The 21,361-nt window shown below is 59.6% G+C and carries 20 protein-coding genes and 1 riboswitch; of the genes, 6 read left to right on the forward strand and 14 right to left on the reverse strand.

Annotation, left to right across the window (positions count from 1 at the left end; all coding sequences use genetic code 11):
* Positions 1–17 precede the first annotated feature (17 nt).
* The 14 genes from AC13C0_RS12080 to AC13C0_RS12145 form a co-directional block, all read right to left on the reverse strand.
* Positions 18–1,235 carry a D-amino acid dehydrogenase gene (locus AC13C0_RS12080; protein WP_117617013.1) on the reverse strand — a complete coding sequence of 406 codons (1,218 nt, stop codon included), beginning with the start codon at positions 1,233–1,235 and terminating at the stop codon, positions 18–20.
* A gap of 164 nt (positions 1,236–1,399) precedes the next feature.
* Positions 1,400–1,498, reverse strand: a riboswitch (glycine riboswitch).
* A gap of 161 nt (positions 1,499–1,659) precedes the next feature.
* Positions 1,660–2,883, reverse strand: coding sequence for a CaiB/BaiF CoA transferase family protein (locus AC13C0_RS12085; protein WP_482954443.1), 1,224 nt, complete (start codon positions 2,881–2,883; stop codon positions 1,660–1,662).
* Positions 2,884–2,907: 24 nt separating this feature from the next.
* Positions 2,908–4,371, reverse strand: a complete 1,464-nt coding sequence (locus AC13C0_RS12090) for an NAD-dependent succinate-semialdehyde dehydrogenase (protein WP_117620235.1) — start codon at positions 4,369–4,371, stop codon at positions 2,908–2,910.
* 36 nt (positions 4,372–4,407) lie between these two features.
* Positions 4,408–5,091, reverse strand: coding sequence for a TetR/AcrR family transcriptional regulator (locus AC13C0_RS12095; RefSeq protein ID WP_117617011.1), 684 nt, complete (start codon positions 5,089–5,091; stop codon positions 4,408–4,410).
* Between the two features lie 46 nt (positions 5,092–5,137).
* Positions 5,138–5,842, reverse strand: a complete 705-nt coding sequence (locus AC13C0_RS12100) for an ABC transporter ATP-binding protein (RefSeq protein WP_117617010.1) — start codon at positions 5,840–5,842, stop codon at positions 5,138–5,140.
* Entirely contained in the window at positions 5,839–6,621 is a 783-nt protein-coding gene (locus AC13C0_RS12105; protein WP_117617009.1) for an ABC transporter ATP-binding protein, read from the reverse strand. Before AC13C0_RS12105 ends, AC13C0_RS12100 begins: the two co-directional genes overlap by 4 nt.
* Entirely contained in the window at positions 6,618–7,565 is a 948-nt protein-coding gene (locus AC13C0_RS12110) for a branched-chain amino acid ABC transporter permease (protein ID WP_117617008.1), read from the reverse strand. Before AC13C0_RS12110 ends, AC13C0_RS12105 begins: the two co-directional genes overlap by 4 nt.
* Complete coding sequence (locus AC13C0_RS12115; protein WP_117617007.1) at positions 7,562–8,431, reverse strand: branched-chain amino acid ABC transporter permease; 870 nt, start codon at positions 8,429–8,431, stop codon at positions 7,562–7,564. The genes AC13C0_RS12110 and AC13C0_RS12115 overlap by 4 nt, the downstream gene beginning before the upstream one ends.
* Before the next feature lie 77 nt (positions 8,432–8,508).
* Entirely contained in the window at positions 8,509–9,732 is a 1,224-nt protein-coding gene (locus AC13C0_RS12120; protein ID WP_117617006.1) for an ABC transporter substrate-binding protein, read from the reverse strand.
* 164 nt (positions 9,733–9,896) lie between these two features.
* On the reverse strand, positions 9,897–11,510 hold the full coding sequence (locus tag AC13C0_RS12125; protein WP_482954444.1) for a long-chain-fatty-acid--CoA ligase: 1,614 nt from the start codon (positions 11,508–11,510) through the stop codon (positions 9,897–9,899).
* A 3-nt stretch (positions 11,511–11,513) separates the two neighbouring features.
* Entirely contained in the window at positions 11,514–11,879 is a 366-nt protein-coding gene (locus AC13C0_RS12130; protein WP_482954445.1) for a DUF6285 domain-containing protein, read from the reverse strand.
* Complete coding sequence (locus AC13C0_RS12135; protein WP_117617003.1) at positions 11,876–12,901, reverse strand: phosphotransferase family protein; 1,026 nt, start codon at positions 12,899–12,901, stop codon at positions 11,876–11,878. The genes AC13C0_RS12130 and AC13C0_RS12135 overlap by 4 nt, the downstream gene beginning before the upstream one ends.
* Positions 12,901–14,106 (reverse strand): acyl-CoA dehydrogenase family protein, encoded by a 1,206-nt coding sequence (locus AC13C0_RS12140; RefSeq protein WP_117617002.1) that lies wholly within the window; start codon positions 14,104–14,106, stop codon positions 12,901–12,903. The genes AC13C0_RS12135 and AC13C0_RS12140 overlap by 1 nt, the downstream gene beginning before the upstream one ends.
* A gap of 10 nt (positions 14,107–14,116) precedes the next feature.
* Complete coding sequence (locus AC13C0_RS12145) at positions 14,117–14,917, reverse strand: SDR family NAD(P)-dependent oxidoreductase (RefSeq protein ID WP_117617001.1); 801 nt, start codon at positions 14,915–14,917, stop codon at positions 14,117–14,119.
* Positions 14,918–15,075: 158 nt separating this feature from the next.
* Here AC13C0_RS12145 and AC13C0_RS12150 point away from each other — a divergent pair, with 158 nt between their 5' ends.
* From AC13C0_RS12150 to AC13C0_RS12175, 6 genes are read left to right on the forward strand one after another with little or no spacing between them, the layout of a single operon-like run.
* The gene (locus tag AC13C0_RS12150) at positions 15,076–15,312 is read left to right on the forward strand and encodes a type II toxin-antitoxin system Phd/YefM family antitoxin (RefSeq protein WP_117617000.1); all 237 of its coding nucleotides are present in this window, start codon (positions 15,076–15,078) and stop codon (positions 15,310–15,312) included.
* Positions 15,312–15,746, forward strand: a complete 435-nt coding sequence (locus AC13C0_RS12155) for a type II toxin-antitoxin system VapC family toxin (RefSeq protein ID WP_117616999.1) — start codon at positions 15,312–15,314, stop codon at positions 15,744–15,746. The genes AC13C0_RS12150 and AC13C0_RS12155 overlap by 1 nt, the downstream gene beginning before the upstream one ends.
* 5 nt (positions 15,747–15,751) lie before the next feature.
* Positions 15,752–17,047: a hypothetical protein gene (locus AC13C0_RS12160; protein ID WP_117616998.1), complete on the forward strand. Its 1,296-nt coding sequence runs from the start codon at positions 15,752–15,754 to the stop codon at positions 17,045–17,047.
* Positions 17,048–17,078: 31 nt separating this feature from the next.
* Positions 17,079–17,672 (forward strand): condensin complex protein MksE, encoded by a 594-nt coding sequence (locus AC13C0_RS12165; RefSeq protein ID WP_205422249.1) that lies wholly within the window; start codon positions 17,079–17,081, stop codon positions 17,670–17,672.
* Positions 17,669–20,440 carry an ATP-binding protein gene (locus AC13C0_RS12170; protein ID WP_482954446.1) on the forward strand — a complete coding sequence of 924 codons (2,772 nt, stop codon included), beginning with the start codon at positions 17,669–17,671 and terminating at the stop codon, positions 20,438–20,440. Before AC13C0_RS12165 ends, AC13C0_RS12170 begins: the two co-directional genes overlap by 4 nt.
* Positions 20,441–20,450: 10 nt before the next feature.
* Entirely contained in the window at positions 20,451–21,320 is an 870-nt protein-coding gene (locus AC13C0_RS12175) for a DUF7281 domain-containing protein (protein ID WP_482954447.1), read from the forward strand.
* The last annotated feature ends 41 nt before the right edge of the window (positions 21,321–21,361 follow it).

Raw genomic sequence — 21,361 nt, forward strand, 5'->3', positions numbered from 1 at the left:
CTGGCGGAAGGCGGACCCTACGACGCCTTCTCCACAGCGTCCGCCAGCATCTCGGCGGTAATGGCCGACAACGTCCAGCCCAGATGACCATGGCCCGTGTTGTAGAACACGGTCGGCAGACGGCCCGGTCCGACTCGCGGCATCATGTTGGGAAGCATGGGGCGCAAACCCGCCCAAGGTACAACACGGCGTGTACAAACCCCGGGGAAACACTGCTCGACCCAGCGGGTGAGCGGCCGGATCCGGTCATCCTTGATATCGCGGTTGTAGCCGCTGAATTCCGCGGTACCGGCAACACGGAAGCGACCATCACCGAGCCGGCTGGTGACAATCTTGGTGGCATCGTCCAGCAGACTGACCGTCGGTGCGGCTTTCTGAGAGGCTTCGTCGTCAAGCTCAACCGTGATCGAATAGCCTTTGACCGGGTAGATATTGACCCGGTCCCCCAGCTTTGATGCCAGCCCCCGGCTACCAACACCCGCACAGATCACCACGCCATCGAAGGTATCCCGGGATTGCTCTTCTCCATCGTGCACTGTAATCCAGGCACTGTTTTCGTCCGCACTCAGCTCGGTCACCGTGTGGCCATAGCAGGTTTTAACGCCAAGTCGCTGGATGGCATCCGCCAGCCCGTTGGTGAACTTGTGAATATCACCTGTGGAATCACTCTCGGTGAAAAAGCCGCCGTAATAGGTGCCTGCCAGAGTCGGCTCAATGGCCTTCATTTCCTCCGGAGTGACGGACCGGCGCTCCAGGCCGCCAGCGGCCAGAAGCCGTGACACCCTGGCAGCGTGATCAAACCCGGCCTTGTCGCGATAAATGTGCAGAATGCCCTGCTTCTTGAGATCGAAATCGATCCCCTCTTCCTGCGCCCAGGCAAACAGGTGATCACGGGCAGCAATGGCCAGACGGGCGGTTTCGGTGGTGTTCTTCTCGTACTGGGGAATTGCAGCCATGAACTCGGCGAACCAGCTCAGTTTATGCCAGGAGGGTTTGGGATTAACCAGTAACGGCGCATCCCGGCGGGACATCCACTTGATGCCCTTGATCACTGTCTGCCAGTTATTCCAGACCTCCGCATTAGAGGCCGACAGCTGGCCACCATTGGCGAAGGAGGTTTCCATCGCCGCATAACGGTGCGTCTCGTAAACAGTGACATCCAGCCCGCGCTTGGCAAGGGTGTAAGCCGTGGTAATACCTGTGATACCACCGCCAATAACAGCGATTCGCTTCATTACAGTCTCCGTGAGGCGTCCAGGGTTTCCTTTCTACGCAACATGGTAGAAAGCACCCCTTCCGTCACGGGACCTGAGAGATTCACGGGCCGTTTCAGCGAAACCGGCCGCTTGCTCCTTCGGTGTGCCGACTGACGCGATTGTCGACAGCTCTTCGGAAAGTTTTCATGCTAGCGGTCCTTTTGCCTGAGAGTTTCCGGGGCAGTTGCTCCTTCGGCGCTGATCACACTTATGTGTGATTCAGTCTCTCCCGCTGACATGTCTGATCTGCATCTGGTGCCTATCAAAGCGTATAAGATAGCAAATAACCCGGGGGCAGGAAACCGGGCTGCCGCACGGGAGCCTGATGCGGGAACACATGGCCTTTGGCGCCTTATACCCACCCCTGCATAACCCCCTGCTTTGGTTACCATCACAGGGATGTTCACGATACAACACCACGCTCCCGGAGCACCCTGATCTCCTCGGGGGACAGCCCCGCAATGTGCTGCAGGACCTGTTCCGACTGCTCCCCTAACAGCGGCGGTGCCGCTCGGTAGGTCACCGGTGTCAGTTTCAGCTTGATTGGATTGCCGACCATCGGTACCTCGCCCAGGTCCGGATGCGAAACAGACTGTTTCATCCCCCGCGCAAGGACCTGGGGATCATCAAATACCTGATCCAGGGTATTCACCGGCCCACAGGGCACACCTGCCCCCTCAAGGATTTCCACCCACTCCCGGGTAGACCGCATCACCGTGGCCCGCCTCAGTTTCGGGGTCAGCTCCCTGCGGTTGGCCACCCGGGCTCGGTTCGTCGCAAAGCGCTCATCGCTCGCCCAGTCCGGATGTCCGAGCACGTCACACAGCCGGGCAAACTGCTGATCGTTGCCGACGGTCAGCACCATGTTGCCGTCCGCGGTAGGGAAATCCTGATAAGGAACGATGTTGGGATGGGCATTTCCCATCCTGGCCGGTGCCTTGCCCGTAGTCAGGTAATTCATCGCCTGATTGGCCAGGCAGGCCACCTGCACATCCAGCAGCGCGGTCTCCACATACTGGCCCTCGCCGGTCCGGTCCCGGTGGCTGAGGGCAGCAAGCACGCCGATGGTGGCGTATAACCCGGTCATGATGTCCGTCAGGGCTACCCCGACCTTCATTGGCCCGGCCCCGGGCTCGCCGTCCGGCTGCCCGGTAATGCTCATCAGCCCGCCCATGGCCTGGATCAGGAAATCATAGCCGGGCCGTTTCGCGTAGGGGCCATCCTGGCCAAATCCGGTAATCGAGCAGTAGATGAGTTTGGGGTTGATGCGTTTCAGGCTGTCATAATCCAGGCCATGGCGTTTGAGGCCGCCCACCTTGAAGTTTTCCAGCACCACATCCGATTCGGCCACCAGCTTGCGGATCAGTTCCTGCCCCTCGGGATGGGCGATATCGATCGCCAGGGACTGCTTGTTCCGATTGGCGGTCAGGAAGTAGGCGGAGAGCTCGGCGCTGCCATCAACTCCCTGCAGATAGGGCGGCCCCCAGGAGCGGGTGTCGTCACCGGTTCCCGGGCGCTCGATCTTGATGACCTCCGCGCCCAGATCCCCGAGGATCTGCCCCGCCCAGGGGCCGGCCAGGACCCTGGAAAGGTCCAGGACACGAAGGTGCGACAAAGGGCCTGACACCCGGCTCTCCTTGCAAGCGGGCATTTAGCGCATGCCACCGAGGCAGAGATACTTGAGCTCCATGAACTCGTCCAGACCATAGCGGGAGCCTTCCCGACCCAGGCCGCTTTCCTTGACGCCGCCAAAGGGGGCCGCCTCGGTGGAAATGATCCCCTCGTTGATCCCGATCATGCCGGTCTCAAGCGCCTCGGCTACGTGCCAGATGCGCCGGATGTCGTTGCTGTAGAAGTAGGCCGCCAGACCAAATTCCGAATCGTTGGCCATGGCGATTGCCTGCTCCTCGGTATCAAACCGGAACAGCGGCGCCACCGGGCCAAAGGTCTCCTCACGGGCCACCAGCATGTCCTGGGTGACGTCGGTGAGGATGGTTGGCTCGAAGAAGGTGCCGCCGAGGGCGTGCTCCTGCCCTCCCAGAACCACTTTTGCCCCCTTGCCGGTGGCATCGGCGATATGCCGCTTGACCTTGTCCAGGGCCGCCTGATTGATCAGCGGACCCTGGTGGGTCTCGCCTTCGAGACCGGCGCCCACCACCATCTTGCTGACGGCTTCCTTCAGCTTTTCAGCAAATTCGTCGTACACGCCGGACTGGACATAGATGCGGTTGGCGCAGACACAGGTCTGCCCGGTATTGCGGTACTTTGAGGCCATCAGTCCGGCCACCGCGGCATCGAGATCGGCATCGTCAAACACAATGAACGGAGCATTGCCACCCAGCTCCAGGCTCACTTTCTTGACCGTGCCGCTGGCCTGGCGCATAAGCAGTTTGCCTACCGGCGTGGAGCCAGTGAACGACACCTTGCGCACTGCCGGGTTGGTAGTCAGCTCCTCGCCTACCTCCGGCGCCCGGCTTTTCGAGCAGGTAATGATGTTAAGGACCCCCGGTGGAACACCGGCCTCCTCTGCCAAAGCCCCCAGAGCGAGGGCGCACAAGGGTGTGTCTTCCGCGGGCTTGACCACCGCCGGGCAGCCAGCGGCCAGGGCCGGCGCCACCTTTCGGGTAATCATGGCTACCGGGAAGTTCCAGGGTGTGATCGCCGCCACCACCCCGATGGGCTGTTTGATCACCACAATCCGCTTGTCCCGACCGTGGCCCGGAATCACGTCGCCGTAGGCCCGTTTGGCTTCCTCGGCAAACCACTCGATGAAGCTGGCGCCGTAACCTACCTCACCGCGGGCTTCCGCCAGAGGCTTGCCCTGCTCCGCCGTCATCAGGCGAGCCAGGTCTTCCTGATGCTGCATCACCAGATCGAACCAGCGGCGCAGTATACCCGTTCGTTCCCTGGCCGGGCGGGCACGCCATTCCGGCCATGCGGCCTCCGCCGCCCGGATGGCCTGCCGGGTGTCGTCGGCGTCCATATCCGGCACATTCGCCAGATGCTCACCATTGGCCGGATTGGTTACCGGGAGTCGGATACCTGAACGGGCCTGGACCCATTCGCCGTTGATATAGGCGCTTTCGCGCACAAGTTCCGGATTCGCCAATCTGATAGTCATCACAGTCCTCACAGGAGAGAGTCAGCGCCCTCAGAGCAGATAGCTTTCAATTACATCCCTGACAAACGCAGCATAGTCGTCAACGGCAACATTCTGGTCACGGTATTTTCTGCGCTTCAGGTACCAGTCCTGCAACAGGGCCTTGGCCATCGACGCAACGAGGCGGGCATTTCTTGAGCGGTAAACCCCCGCCTCAATGCCGTCTTCAATTAACCCCAGGAAGATCTCTTCGATCTCCAGCTCAATGGCAACCGCGTCGCGTTTTTCCTCAGCCGGCAGTCTCGTCGCTTCCATGTAGGAAAAGTAGAACCAGGCCCGCATCAGTTCGCTCAGGTACAGGTGTGCCTTGATCGCCGCAAACAAACGGTCACGGACATCCGGGACCTCTGCGGTGTAATGCAGCAGGGTCCGGCGCGTGATAATGAAGCCGTGGCTCTGGATCAGATGGATCAGGTCGTCCTTGTTGCGGATATAGGCATAGAGGCCACCCATGCTCATTCCGGAATCCCCACACAGATCCCTGAGCGTCATGGCATGGAAACCCTTGGAGTTGGCCAGCCGCAGGGTCGACTCGATGATCCGGGTCAGATTTCTGACCGCCGTCGCCTCCTTCTTGATGCTGATCCGTTCCTTGTTCTGACGGTAAACATCACGGATCACATCCTCCTTGGACATGCTGAGTTCACCACGAAATGCCTCATAATTCTCGATCATAGCTGCCACGCCTGTCTGCTCCTGCGGGCGGGGATTATAAGCCAGATTATGCCACCGAGAGGAACCGGTCCTGGGTGGCCTGATCAGCACGCAACTCATCACTGCTCGCTTCATGCACTACCTGACCCTTTTCCAGGATGTAGGCTCGCTGGGCATGCTTGAGGGCAAACCGCACGCTCTGGTCGGTGAACAGGATGGTTGTAGTCTGACTGAGGTCGTCAATCAGCTCACCAATCTGCTGCACAATAACCGGGGCCAGTCCTTCATTGGGCTCATCCAGCAGCAACAGTCTGGGCTGAATCATCAGGGAACGCGCCACCGCCAGCATCTGCTGCTGGCCGCCAGACAGGGTGGCACCGTCCTGGTCCGCCCGCTCACCAAGCATTTCGTACTTCTTGAGGATGCCATCCACCGTCCAGCGGGCGGTACTGCCCTTGCGTTGATAGGAGGCCACATCCAGGTTGTCCCGCACCGTCAGCCCGGGGAATATCCGGCGATCTTCGGGCACATAACCGATGCCTGCGCGGGCAATCCGGTGCGCGGGCCAGCCCTGGACCGGCTTGCCATCATAGATCACCTCTCCGGATCGCGGCGGCGTCAGCCCCATAATACTTTTCAGGGTTGTGCTCTTTCCCGCACCGTTACGGCCAAGGATGCAAACCGTCTCACCGGCTTCGAGCTGAAGGGTAACACCCTGGAGCGCCTGACTCTCACCGTAGAACGTCTGGATATTGCGAACATCAAGAATCATGGATTGGCCTCCTCGACCGCCTCGTCGTCTTCCTCACCCAGGTAGGCGACACGAACCTCCGGATGGTTCTTCACTTCCTCGGGTGTACCGGCAAACAGCTTTTCGCCACGGTGCATGACCAGAATCCGGTCCGCCAGGTTGAAAACCACGTCCATGTCGTGCTCGGTAATCATGAACGTGTAGTCACCACTGTCCGCAAGCTTCTTGATCAGCCGGGTGGTGCGCCGGGTTTCATCCGGGGTCATCCCGGCGGTGGGTTCGTCCAGCAGTACCAGCTTGGGTTGTGTCGCCAGCACCATGGCGATTTCCAGCAATCGCTTGTCGCCGTAACTGATGACTTCGGCACGCTGGTCCCTGAGGCTGTCGATGCCCAGGCGCTGCAGAAACTCGACCGCCTCCTGCTGAATTCCGGTGTTGCGGGAAGCAATGTTGAACAGCTTGCGGCTGTGGCCGTGATAGGCCGACAGCACCACCTCCACATTCTCCTGCACCGTCATCTCCGGGAAGATGTTATTGATCTGGAACGACCGGGATACTCCCAGCCGGCTGATCTTGTGGGGCGGCAGGCCGGTGATATCCCTGCCGTCCAGCATGATCTTGCCTTCAGTCGGCTGCATCCGGCCGGAAACCATGTTGTAGAAGGTTGTCTTGCCGGCACCGTTGGGGCCGATAATGGCAATGGTTTCCTTCGGCATGACCTCCAGGTTAATTCCAGATACCGCAGTGACTCCGCCAAAACGCTTGGTCAGGTTAGCTATGGTAAGGATTGGATTACTCATTTCTTCACCTCCATCCACCAGTCAATGACAGTACCCAGCAGACCCTTGCGGAAGAAAATCACCATCATGGCCAGGATGATGCCCAGAACCAGCATCCAGGATTCGGTATAACTGGTGATCCAGGTTTCCAGCAGCACAAACACCGCGGAACCGACGAAGGGCCCGAGAAAATACCCAGTGCCACCGAGGATGGCCATCAAAATCGGTTCGGCGGACATGGACCAGTGCAAAAGTTCCGGGCTCGCCACCCGCAGGAACGGTGCGATCAGGCCACCGGCCAGGCCCGCAAAGCTGCCGGCAATAACGAAAGCCACCAGACGGTAGGTGCGTACGTTCAATCCGGCAAAGGACACCCGTTCCGGATTCTGACGGATGGCCCTGAGGATCATGCCGAAAGAGCTGCGACAGATCACGTAGAGCACCACCGAGGCAACAGCCACGATCCCCAGCACCACGTGGTAATAAACCGACGGATTGGCCAGGGTCAGATCAAGGCCGAGCCCGAAGGAACCCAGGGTAAACCCGGCAAGGCCGTCACTGCCGTTGGTTACCGAACGCCACTGGTAGGCGATGGCAAAGACCATCATGCCAAAGGCCAGGGTGAGCATGGCAAAGTACACCTCGTTAAGCCGGACGCTCAGGAAGCCGATGACCAGCGCCAGCAGCGCGGATGCCCCCATGGAAACCAGCAGGCAGGCCAGGAACGGCCACTCCAGATGGATCAGTACCAGTGCCGTGGCGTAAGAGCCGATACCAAAGAAGGCGGCATGCCCGAAGCTCAGCATGCCGGTATAGCCGAAAATCAGGTTGAAGCTGGCCGCGAACAAACCCAGGATCAGGATCTCGGTAAAAATAAAAACATAGAAATAGGAAGCGATCCAGGGCACCGCAATCAGCCCCGCGATCACCACAGCCAGAATGGCCATCAGAACCTTGGTCTTCATGCGGCTGCCCCCTTGCCCATAATGCCGTTTGGCTTGAACAACAGAACCAGTGCCATGCCTACAAACGGCAACAGCAGGTTCACTTCCGGCAGGTAGCGGCCACCGAAGCCGTGAATCAGGCCCAGGATGATGGCGCCGAGCAAGGCACCCGGGAAGCTACCCAGACCGCCAATCACCACCACAATGAACGATTCGATAATGATCTTGTCCCCCATGCCGGGATCCAGTGCACGCATGGGTGCGGCCATTACACCGCCGACGGCGGCCAGCCAGGCGCCAAAGGCAAAGACGCCGGTCACCACCATCCGGGTGTTGATGCACAGGGCCTCGGCCATGTCCCGGTCCAGTGCGGCTGCCCGCATGACGCGGCCGACGCGGGTGCGGTTGAACAGGTACCACAGCCCGGCCAGCAACAGCAGGCCGACGACAATCACAAACAGGCTGTAGGTGGCAACGGAACTGCCCAACAGTTGCACCGAACCGGAAAGCAGCTGCGGCGGCTGGACCACATGAATACCACTACCCCAGATCATCCGCACACTCTCGTTGATGATCAGCAGGATGGCGAAGGTCAGTAGCAGGCTGTCTGCCACGTCCCGGGAATAGATGAAGCGCAACAGGACCCGGTCGATGATCACCGCCAGGATGGCGACACCCATCGGAGCCAGTATCAGGGCCACCCAGAAGGGCATGCCTGCAATATTGATCAGGGTGAAGGCCAGGTAGGCCCCCAGCATGTAAAGTGCCCCATGGGCAAAGTTGATGATGTTCAGCACACCGAACACGATATTCAGGCCCACTGCGATGATAAACAGCAGCAGCCCGATATCGAGACTATTCAGCAACGCCGCTCCGATGCCAGACATGGATTACCTCATTAGGTTAGGGCCGGTTCCGTAGCGCCCCGGAGGACGCCACGGCAAGCGTAAGAACAACAATCAGATCAGAGCTTGCAACCGGTCTCTTCGATAGTGCGGGCTACTTTTTCGCCGTCAAAGATCCGCAGGTTGGTCAGCGTGCGGATGCCGTGCTCCGGATGCATGGGGCCGGAAACACCCCAGTTCGGACTGACCATCGCCTGGTGATCACCCTCACGGAAAGTCACCGTGCCGTTCGGCGCCTCCAGACTCATGCCGCTGAGTGCCTTGGCGACGGCAGGACCTTCGGTGGTACCTGCTGTTTCCATGGCCTTTTTATAGGCATAGATAGCCGCATAGGCGCCCTCGGCGTTGTAGCTCGGGGGAGTGCCGTAGGCGTCGATGTACGCCTTGACGAAGCGATCGTTCACCGCGTTGTCATAGGCCTCATACCAGTAACGCGTGGACAGATGCACACCCTCTGGCATTTCCTCACCCAGGGCGGACAGTACTTCTGTAGCCGCCCCGACGGTAAACATCACCTCCAGGTCCTTTTCGAAGAACCCACGGGTATTGGCCTGGCGGATAAAGTTGACCAGGTCACCACCCCAGACGGAGATGAGCACACCCTCGGCGTCGGAGTCCATTACACGGTCAATGAATGGGGTGAAGTCCTCGGCCCCGAAGCGCGGAAAGTTGGTCTCCGACATCAGGTTCACTTCCGGCTTGATGTCCTTGAGGTAGTTACCGAAGAACTCCCAGGACTGGTGGCCGAAGGCGTAGTCCGGACCAATGGTGGTCCAGTTGGTGGCATCGGTTTCCGCGGCCACCAGGGCGGCAGCCTTCATGTTCTGGGCCACGTTCACACTGATGCGGTAGGTAAACGGATTACACAGACTGCCGGTGACATCCGGCGTGGCGGCGTGGGTAATGATCAGCGGCTTCTGCAGCTCTGGCATGGTCGGAACCATACCCTGGGCAACACCCGAGCTGTCCAGACCCACCAGGGCGTCAACACCCTCGGAGTAAACCAGTTTCCGGGCTGCCTGGATGGCTACCGATGCCTTACCCTGGCTGTCCTCATAGACCATTTCGACCTGGCGACCCAGGATGCCGCCCGAAGCGTTGATTTCGTCCACCGCAAGGTTGATGCCCTTCTGGGCAAACTCACCGTAGGTGGCGGCACTGCCGGAGAGAATGTAGATGCCCCCGATCCGGATCGGATCCTCGGCATAACTGGTACCGGCGGTACCCAGCGTAGCGGCTGCGGTCATCGCAACCAGGAGTTTCCTGATGCTCGTTATTTTCATGATAATGCTCCTGTGTTCTTGTCTTTGTTGTCACTGGAACTTGCAGACCCGTTGAATCAGGCCCGGTTTTCGTCGCTGTGAATGCGTTGTTCGCGCTATCGCAACCTCCCGCCGACCATGGTCAGCCTAATCATCGGGACAGCCCGGTCATCGTGACAGCCCGGTCATTGTGACAGAGAGTCCCGGAGAATGTTTTTGCGGATCTTGCCGGTGGCGGTCTTGGGCAATTCACCAAGCACCACCTTCCGCGGTGCCTTGAAGTGCGCCATGCGCTCCCGGCAAAAGGCAATAATCTCCTCGGGGGTGGGTGCCTCGCCGTCGTCGACCGGATTGACAAAGGCACAGGGTACTTCGCCCCACTTTTCGTCGGCCATTGCCACCACCGCCGCCTCGGAGACCTTCGGGTGCCGGTAAAGAACCTCTTCCACCTCCAGGCTGGAGATGTTCTCGCCACCGGAAATGATGACATCCTTGGCACGATCCCGGATTTCCACATAGTGATCCGGGTGCATGACGGCCAGGTCACCGGTATGAAACCAGCCGTCCCTGAACGCCTTCTCCGTGGCTTCCGCATTCTTCAGGTAGCCCTTCATCACGGTATTGCCGCGGATACAGATCTCGCCCATGGTGTTGCCATCGGCAGGCAGCGGTTCCCCACTGTCCATATCCAGCACCGCGACCTCGTCCAGACCATGGGTGGGAACACCCTGGCGGGACATTTTCACTGCCCGTTCCTCCAACGGCAGCTGCTGCCATTCCGGCTGGAGCACACACAGTGCCGAAGGGCCGAATGTCTCCGTCAGGCCATAAAGGTGAGTAACCTGGAAGCCAATGTCCTCCGCCTTATGGATCACGCTGCTGGGGGGCGCCGCGCCACCCAGGGCAAAGTGGGCGGGCCGGGACAGTGTCAGGCCTTCGCGTCCCAGGTCCTGCAGCAACATGTTCATCACTACCGGCGCGCCGCACATGTGGGTCACACCGTAGTCCTCGATCCGGCGGTAGATTTCCATGGCGTCCACCTCCCGCAGGCAGACGTGGGTGCCGCCCACCGCCGTGATCGCCCAGGTGTAGGCCCAGCCGTTGCAGTGGAACATCGGCAGGGTCCACAGGTAGACGGTCTCGGCGGTCATGTCGAACACCATGGCGTTGGTCATGGCCGCCAGGTAGGCGCCGCGATGGTGGTAGACCACACCCTTGGGATTGCCGGTGGTGCCTGAGGTGTAATTCAGGGTAATGGCGTCCCATTCATCGGCGGGCCGTTGCCAGGAGGCCTCCGGATCGCCCTCCGTCAGCAGGTGCTCGTAGCCCAGGTCTGCCAGGCCCTCGCTCGCCCCCGCCTTGCGCTCGATGGCCACCAGCAGCGGCGGCACCTCCAGCTCGGCAATAGCGGCCCGGATCTCGTTCTCCCACTGGGTGTCGTAGAACAGCACCCGGGCTTCGCCATGGGCCAGGACAAAGGCTATCGTGGCCGAGTCCAGGCGGATATTGATCGAATTGAGTACCGCCCCGGCCATCGGCACCGAGTAGTGGGACTCCAGCATCTCATGACTGTTCGGGCAGAGGATGGCCACCGTGTCACCGGGGTTGATGCCGCGGCGACGAAGCGCATCGCCCATCTGGCAACAGCGCTGGTAGAGCTGCCGGTAGGACAGTGTCCGGTCATCATCGATGACTGCCCGCTTGTCCGGGAAGATCCGTGCCGAGCGCTGGAGCAGACTCAGCGGTGTCAGCGCGGAGTGGTTGGCAGCTGTCTTGTCGAGGTTGTTGTACTTGTTCATGGTTCACCGTTTCAGGTAGCCGGGGTTGTTGATCCGCAACCGGGCCTCCGTGAGAGTTCGGAGCACCGATCGCAGGGCCGGATCGGCGCCATCGAGGTGACGCTCTCGAACGGCCCGGGCAAGGGCGGCCTCAGCCTCACCGGCGGTAGCTTTGAGGGACCGCTCCGCCAGGAATGCCCGGACAGTCCGGTCGGTTTGCTCCGGTTGGCCCTGCTCGCGCTGCTCAAGCTCCCGGATTGCCATACCCATGGCATTGGCTACCATCAGCGCCTGGTATTTGCGCTCTCCCGTCAGCTCCGGGGCCACTGAATCCAGCAACACCTGGCGGGCCTCGGTGAGCAAATCCCGGGTTTCCGGTTGGTTGATCATTGCCCATCCTCCAGTTCCTGAATCTGGTTCAGCAGGTCGGATTCCATCTGGGCCACCATGCGGCCGGTCAGTGCCAGTTCCAGCGAACGCTGTTCACCGGACATGTGCCTGCGCGCCTGCTGCAACGCGATCATCGCCCAGCGCACCAGGGCCATGACTTCCCAGTAACTCACCGCCGCCGGGTCAAGGTCGGTTCCGCTTGCTTCCCGGTAACCGTCCAGAAGATCCTGTTTGGCTCCGACGCCACCAACTTCCCGGTCATCCGCCCCAAATCGCCAGCTGCGGCAACAGAGCCAGCCCAGATCTTCACAGGGATCGCTCCAGGCGGCGAATTCCCAGTCCAGGACAGCGGTCAGCTCGTCACCGTCCATCATGTAGTTGCCGGTCCGGAAATCACAGTGGCACAGCACCGTCGGGCCCGGTTCCGGCGCACGGTCCTCCAGCCAGTTCAGCGCCCACTCCAGCACCGGATGGGGCTCACCGATCTCTTTCAGATAGCGGCGATACAGCGCGACCCGACTCAGGGCCGGATTGTCCGGATCCGGCAGTGCCAGAAACTCCAGCGACTCCTGCGGTGGCCTCACTGTGTGTAGCCTGGCGAGCTCGGCACCCAGCCTGCGCACGATGTTCCGGCGCTGCTCTTTGGTGAAATCCGCTTTGACAAGCTTGCGCGGTGAGGCGCTGCCCGAAGCCCGGGTCATGACATAGAACACCCGCCCACTGACCTCAGTATCCTCGCACAGCCAGAGCGGCTCCGGAGCGGTAACCCCGGCCTGAAACGCCGCCTGCAGAACCTGGAATTCCTCAGGCCTGGACAGGCTCTCCGACACCCCGGAGGGGGCGTCCTGCCGGACCACAAATTCCTGCCGCCCCGGCCGGCTGCCGCCCTCCAGCTCCAGGGTCAACCCGAAGTTGTCCTGGATGGCGCCCCCGGAGAGCTTGTCGAAATCGATAACCCGGGCACTCCGGGCACCGGTTTGCCGGGCAATGAATGCGCTGAAGGTGTCGGCAAGCGCAGACATCAGGCCTTCACTCCCCAGTGCCAGAAGTCCGTACGCTCCGCCAGCAGGGTCTTCGAGAACACCATCTTGTGTATTTCCGAGGCCCCATCCACCAACCGCGCCTGGCGGGCATAACGGTAGATCCACTCCAGCGGGGTATCCTTGGAATAACCCCGGGCACCGCACAGCTGAATGGCCGTGTCCACCGCCTTGTGCAGGGTGTCGGCCACCGCGACCTTGGCCATGGAAACTTCCTTGCGGGCGAAGTCACCCTGGTCCAGCTTCCAGGCAGCGTGCATGGTCAATAGCCGGCCGATCTGGATCTCCATCGCGGCCTCGCCCAGCAGCCACTGCACGCCCTCGCGCTGGGCCAGGGTCTGACCGAAGGATTCCCGGGTATCGACATACTCGGTGGCAATCTCCAGGGAGCGACGGGCCAGGCCGAGCCAGCGCATGCAGTGGGTCAGACGGGCCGTGCCCAGGCGGATCTGGGTGACCTTGAGGCCGTCACCGACCTCCATCAGCCGGTTCTCATCCGAAATTTCCAGGCCATCGAACCGGAGCTCGCAATGACCGCCGTGCTCTTCCGGCCCCATGATCGGAATCCGCCGGACGATCTCCCAGCCCGGATCATCCTTGTGGAACATGAAAGCGCTCAGGCCCTTGCGGGTATCGTCGGAAGTCCGGGCAATCAAGATGAAATGGGACGCTTCGGCGGCGCCGGTAATATAGTGCTTGTGGCCGTGGATGACCCACCGGTCGCCCTTGCGCGTGGCGGTAGTCTGCATCATGCCGGGATCCGAGCCGCAGCCGGGGGGCGGTTCGGTCATGGCAAACGAAGACCGTACCTTGCCCTCCACGATGGGTTTGAGCCAGCGCTCCTGCTGGGCCTCGGTCGCCACCTTCGCCAGCACGATCATGTTGCCGTCGTCCGGTGCCGAGGAATTGAACACCACCGGCCCGAAAATCGAGCGGTTCATTTCCTCGTAACAGGCCGCCATACCGGAGACATCAAGCCCCTGGCCGCCCAGATGCCCAGGAATCTGCAGGCACCACAGGCCCTGCTGTTTTGCCTTGGCGCGCATCTTCTCGAGATGGTCGTGCGCAATGTTCTCATGCTCATCGTAGGCCTCCGGGTTCTGCTCCAGCGGCAACAGTTCCTGTTCCACAAAATCCCGGATGCGTTTTCGGTAAGACTCGTTCCTGGCGTTCAGATTGAAGTCCACAGCCCACTCCTTACAGTGAGGATTGAAGATGACCGCCATCAACCACAAGGGTGCTGCCGGTCATGTAGTCGGAAAGCCCTGAAGCCAGAAGCAGCAACGGACCGGAGAGATCATCGGCCTGCCCCAGGCGACGCTGGGGAATGCGACGGATCATTTTCTGACCGGGTTCACTGGCGAAGAAATCACGGTTCAGGTCGGTTTCAATGTACCCCGGTGCCAGCGCGTTGACGCGGATACCGTAACGGGCCCATTCGAGCGCAAGGGCACGGGTCAGCTGCTCAACGCCGGCCTTTGCGGCGGCATAAGGCGCCACGTTGCCGGCCACGCGATGGCCAAGAATGGAAGAAATCATGATGATGCTGCCGCCCCGGTTGATTGCCGAGAGGCGGCGTGCCGCTTCGTTGCTGACCAGCCAGCAGCCCTTGAGATTGGTGTCAATCACCCGGTCCCAGTCCGAACCGGTCAGGTTCAGTGCCTTCTTGCTGGTCGCCACGCCAGCATTGGAAACCACGACATCGGGGATGGCAATGTCATCGGCCATGGTGTCGAACGCTTCAGTGACGCTTGCCTCGTCGGTGACATCCATGGTGACAACATGGACCCGATCAGCATGCTCGGGAAATTCAACCTTGAGGGACTCCAGTGCCTCGCGGCGGCGGCCACTGACAATGACCGTTGCACCGGCCTCCAGCAGGCATCGGGTAAAGCTGTGGCCCAGGCCGCCTGCCGCACCGGTAACCAGTGCAGTCTTGCCGTCCACGCGCAGGGACCAGTTTGTGTTGCCAGGGTTCGTGTTATTGGAATTGTTCATATTTCGACCTCCGGAATATAAAAATAGAACGAGCGCTCGAATTATTCAAGTTTCAGATCGAACCGGGACCCGGAAACCGAAAATACCCCGGGGCGTTAAATTGCGACCAAACCCCGATCAGGAGTACACTTATTGTGTACACAAATGGGGTAAAGGTTATGCAGACAATCAATGTCCGGGAAACCCGGGAAAAGCTCTCAAATCTATTGGACGCCGTGGCCGCCGGAGAAGAGATTGTTATCCTTCGCCATGGCAAACCTGCTGCGCGCCTGACCGCAGCCCTGCCAGAAAAAATTCAGTTTCCGAACCGGTCAGAACTCAGGGCCTCATTGCCCCCCTCCCGGGAAAGTTCCGCTCGGGCGGTGCGGCAGCTCAGAGACGATGAGCGTTATTGATGGTTTACTTTGACACCAGCGCCGTTCTGCCCTATTACCGCCAGGAACGCACCAGCGATCAGGTTCAGGCTTTGCTTGAGTCACAGACCAGGCCTGTTCTTATCAGTCATCTGACAGAAGTTGAGGTTGCAAGCGCACTGGCCCGTTGGGTTCGAATGGGGGAACTCAGTGAGCCTCAGGCGAACCGTATCGAAAGTGCGTTCCATGACGATGTAAGTCATGGCCGCTTCACCCTTTGCCCCATTGAAACGACCCACTATCAACGAGCGAGCCACTGGATTGGAACAAGGAAGACGAGCCTGAGGACGTTGGATGCGCTTCACCTGGCCTGCGCGGAACATCACCAGGCCCGTTTAATCAGCGAAGACGAGGCGCTTGTGAACGCAGCCATTTTCTTTGGCATCGACGCCAGCCTTGCTTCAAAGAGCGTCTGAGTACCATGGCGAGTCCTAAACATCTCACCCGCACACTTTTTGAGCACTGGGAAACCGTTGAATCCTTGGTCAGGGCCACCCGGGATATGCCGGCGTTCTCCGAAGAGCAGATCCTTGCAGCGATTCGACAGGCCCAGCCGGCACTGGATGACAATCAAGTCGGTGATGCCCTGCGCAAACTTTTTGCCAGTGGCGTGCTGGAGGTTCAGAGTCGCTCTGAACGCTTTGTGGTGAATGCCCACGTGTTGGAATTTGTGCGTGGTTTGACTCATGAACACGAACTGGGGCTGTCTTCGGTCATCCAGGCACGCATTGAGGCCATTCGTGGCGCGACAGAAACGCTCACCTCCGGCATAGAGGCGGGTGATACCGGCCAGCAAACCTCTGCAATTAATCGGCTCTCCACCCTGTTCAGAGACATTGCCCGCCAACTGGAGCAGGACCGCCACGCCATCGCGGAGTTGGCCGAACAGGCCAAGTCATCCGATACCCGGGCCCCCATTGCCAGGCGCTACAAGTCCGTGCTCGATGCCTATGACCAGTATGTTGAGCCGATGAACGCGATGATGGATTCCGGCCCTTCAGGCATTTTCTATCATCATCTGGCAGCGGCGGAAGAGGCTCTCGACCTTGGCTACAACCGTCTGGTAACCAAGGGTGCACTGTACAGCCACCTGAACCGTCTCAGGCACGTTGGTTACCAGGCAAAGGAATTGCGCCGGCTGGGGCGAGTCACGGCCCAGCAGTGTGCCGACATTCTGTTGCCCCTTCGGGAGGAAGCACGCCAGCATAACAATCTGTCCTCCGCCATAAGCCGCCTGCTGGGCCAGGTCCGAAAAAAGGGCCTCAACCGGGCGTTTCGGAAGCGGCAGGGTCAACCCTGGTTGCCGGTCTGGCGTGTGCACCAGAGCCGCAGTGTGTCCGTGGGGGACCAGGTGAAAACCATCATGGCCGAGGCCAGGAATTTTGAGCCCAATGAACAGGCCTTCCCGGACGAAGTGGATGCAGCGCCCGTGGCCATTGCGGAGTGGATTGACGAAGACCAGCTCCGACAACAATTGTTGACCGGGCTTCCGGTTTACAACCTGCTGGAATGGCTGCGGCAACACTACCCCTCCCTGCCTGACCAGGTCCTCCTGAGACTTTATCATGACCTTGCGAGGGAGGATCAATGGGAAACGCAATTGGAGGCAGAGCCCACAACTACAAGCCTTTCAAAGGTTTCTGTCCTTTACTGGCCCTACCGCCTGGTCCAGCCCGATCCAGAAGCCAATGATCCTTTAAGCGAGCCCTCTAAGTGAGATCCGTGAGTGACAACTGTGAGTAGCAACTGTGGATAATACGAGCCAATTCAATCAGATCGCGGATAACCTGCCGAGCCTGGCCCAGCTTTTCCGGTGGTTCAGCCGGGGCCGCCACCTGAACCGCCTCGCGGAACCGGCGTTATGGGAAGAGCTTGAACGCAATATCAACGACTATCAGGCCATCTTTACGGCGTTGGGACACGAACTTCGTCTCGATGGACGTGGGTTTGCCTGGTTCCATCAGGACGAAGGCAGCGCGACAACCAACAAGGCCACGCGCCAGTTGGCCCTGTTGTTCATGGTCCTTTTCGACACTCAGGCGGATGCGGGCATACCGCTGATGAAATTCGGGCACTGGCGCATTGATCAGACTCTGCTAACCACTGTTTACGAGCAACATCAGGACCTGCTGGATGCGGAGGAGCTGGATCTACCCGGTTTGTCAGGGTTAATGAAAACCGCCGAAAACTTCGGCTTTGCCCGTTTCGATTCCGGAGCCTGGCAATTGCTGCCGGCGGTGTGTCGCTACCTGGACCATTACGAAGAACTGGCCAGCCAGGTGGATCAGGCCGAGGATGTGTCCTGGGCTGGCGATCAGGATGACGAGGATGATACCCCATGAGCTCAGATTACGGTTTCCAGCAACTGGTGCTCCTCAACAGTGCCGGGTACGAACGGGCAGAGCTTCCCCTGGATGAGTCCGTCTCTCTCATCGCCCCGAACAACACCGGCAAAACCAGCCTGATCAACGCCCTGCAATACCTGCTGATCATCGACAAGCGGCACCTGGACTTTGGTGCTCATGACAAGGATAAGGCCCGGCGATTCTACTTCCCCTCCAACAGCAGCTATATCCTGCTGGAGGTCACCCTGCCGGAATCCGGTTCCGTGGTACTGGGCTGCGTAGGCAAAGGCTTCAGCCACGACTATGAGTATTTTGCCTACCGGGGGCCTTTGGATATCGAAGAGTACCGCCTGGAAAACGGCAAGCTGGTGACACAACCCCGGCTATTGGAGCAGCTTGCCCACCATGGGCGAACGGCCAACTTCTACTCATCCACGGACTTCGCCGAAATGGTCTACGGCGGCGCCCGCAAGCGCGGACAGACCAGTTCCGACTTTACCGTGTTCCGGCTGGAGAACCGCAACGACGCCAGTGCCTATCGGCAAGTGCTCACCCGAACCCTGCGGTTGGACAAACTGAGTTCCGCCGAAGTGAAACGGCATCTGTTGCAAATCTTCAGCCGCCAGTTGCCGGACTCCGTCGTGGACTTCAAACAGGAGTGGGACAAAGCCTTCGCAGAAGTGAACCAGGACCGGGAGCAATACAATGCCGCCCGCAACCAGCAAGGGCTCATTGACGACCTGGAAAAACTTCAGGAAGAACGACTCACCATACGGGGTCGGATCATTGCCCGGCGCCCGCTGATCGATGATGGTCTGGAGCGCTGGCAAAACCATTACCACACCCAGGGCCAGAGCCTTCAGGACCAGCACCAGAAACTGGAGCGAGAGGAAGCAGAACTGCTGGCAAAAGACCGGGAGCAGACCCGGCGCCAGCTTGAACTTAATCAGAGGCTGCAAACCCTGAAGGCCGAAGAAACGCGCCTTGCGGAGCTGGAGAACCAGTTTGCCCTGGTCACTGCCCGGGCTCAGCTTGAGCAGCAGCTGACCACCGCCATCCAGAACCGTGACCGCCAGATTGCCCTTCTGGCCGGCGCCGACAGTCAGTCCGGCGCAGCTCTCGAACGTCAGATCCAGCGGGAGAAAAAGGAGCTGTCGGCACTGAGCAAGGAGCAGGAGACGCTATCAGACAACCTTTATCTGACCCTGAAGCAACACGTCTCTGAAGAAGGGCTCAACGTTCTCAACAGAAGTCTTAACCGCCAACTGCTCACCCTGTCCCCTCGGGAGTATCAACTGGACTCCGCTGAACTTCACCATTGGCTACAGAGCATGCCGGAGGACAGGTTGCTGCTACCAGGCCTGAACCTGTCCCTCCAGAACCAGTTGCCGCAACATGAGCAACGGTCAGCTGAGGAGATTGCGCGCCTGACCGAAGAATGCCAGGCCCGGCTCCAGGCGCTGGAGGAACAGCAGGCTGCGGCCCGGGAGCTCGATAGCCAACGGAAGCGCAAGCTGGAGCTTGAGCAGGAAGCAAAGAATCTGGAAAAGGGCCTGGAACAGTTTGATGAGTTGAAACGCCTTCAAAACACTCACCCGGACCGACGAAAGGAAATGGGCGCAGCCAACCGGGAACTGACTGAGATTGACCATGCCCAGAAACAGGCCAGCGCCCGACAACAAGCCCTGAGAGATCAGCTCCAGGCATTGGCGAACCAAAAGCAAAAGCTGGAGGCCGCGCATCAGGAGATAGATCGCATCCGCCAGAACCGGGGTGATACAGACGAGCAATTTAACTGGCTGGAAGACCTGCCCCACACTCCCTGGGTGGGCGACCCCGAGTTACCCCTCGACCGGTTGGCCGAAACGTTGCGGGAATACCAGCGGGACTGCCAGCGACTGAAAGACCTGGACCGGGACCTCCACCACCTGCGCATCACGCTCCACAGCGGCGGACTGACCAAGTTCCAGTATGCCCCGAGCACGGAGGAGGAAATCCGGCTGATGGTTGAATTTCGCCATCACCTCGCCCGCGAAGCAGAAGCACTGGAAAAGAAAGCCCGCAGCGCCGTGGTCACCGTGACGGCCAGTCTCCGGGATCTTCGGGGCAACCTGCAGTCCTTTGAAAATGCCATGCATGAATTCAATCGGTTAATCAGCCGCAGAAGGCTGTCAGATCTCAAGGTGTTCCGCATCCGGCCGGTTCACGAAAGCCACCTGGTGGACGCCATTGATCTGCTGATACAGACTGCGGAAAAGGTAGAATCCGGTGAGTCCTTTGAGTTGTTCAATCAAACCAGTGTGCTCGACGACCGGCAGTTGGACCAGGCCCGCCAGTTATTGATTGACGAGGGCAGCGCCCGCCACGGCCTGAAGGTGGCCGACCTGTTCCGACTGACATTCGAGCTGGGAAAGGAAAACCAGGACCCTGAGAGCTTTGACGATATCGACAGCGCGGCCTCCAACGGAACCGTGCTCATGGCCAAACTGGTTACCGGACTGGCCATGCTGTACCTGATGCAGGACAAGACCCGTCAGATCCAGGCGCTGTGCTACCTGGACGAAGCCCTGGCCCTGGACGCGGCGAACCAGAAGAGCCTGATCAAGACCGCTTCCGAATTTGGTTTCGCGCTGATCTTTGCCTCACCTTCACCGTTGATCACGGCCCACTACTGCGTGCCTATTCAGCAGAGGAGCAACGGTATGAACCACATCAGCCGCAAACACTGGCAGATCCTGCAACCGTTAGAGGCTGTTGAGGCGTGAGTTCCCACCGATGAACAGATCCCTGAGAGAAGCATTGATCAAGCTAGAGGATTCTGGTGGAGAGTGCGTGGGCTCGCGGTTCACTCCTTCCCAAAAACGAGTACTTGATGACTTCCTCCGCACGACCGCCTGCGTAACCAGGGTGCGCCAGGGAAACGGCACCGTCTATCGTGTCACCAACCCGACGGTGTTTAGACAGAATCTTCGAGAGTTACGACCTGATGCCGAATCGGTTGACGAGAATCTCCCGGTTCGTGCAAAGAACCTGGCGCTTACCCGATCCACGAAAGGTCGGAAGAATACTCACGAGGCTTCCTACCGGCTACTGAAAGCAACGGCCCCTGGAGTGACCTGGAGTTGCGACAGCGAATCCCTCAATCTCTGGGCCCTATCCTCCCTGGCAGGAGCCCTGGCCATCGATATCAGCCAGGCGGATACCTCGCTGACCTCGGGCAACCCCTTGTGGTTAGTGGAAAACCAGGCCCTGCTGGACGACACCAATTGGGTACCCGAGGACCTGAATGGATCCGTACTTTTTTATCAGGGCCAGATCAGCAACCGGCTGATCACCTGGCTAGTTGCGAGAAGCCGAAGCCCGAGGATTCTTTTCTTTCCCGACTACGATGGCGCCGGGCTTCAGAATTATGCCCGTCTGCGCCAGGCAATGGGCGAAAACGTCGAACTGTGGCTAATGCCTGACTGGAAGCGGAAACTGGAACGCTACGGCGATTCTGACGTGTGGCGAAAAAATCTTAAATATGTGGCCAGTGCCGAGCAGAGGTTAGATCCGGACAAGGAACCGGAAGAGGTTCTGGAGCTTCTGAAAGCCCTGAAGCTCAGCGGAAAAGCACTGGAGCAGGAGGCCGTGTTTTTGGTTTAATCCGGGTATTTTTCGGGTGAGAAAATCAACCAAAACCAAAA

Source organism: Marinobacter sp. B-21, from assembly GCF_056857895.1.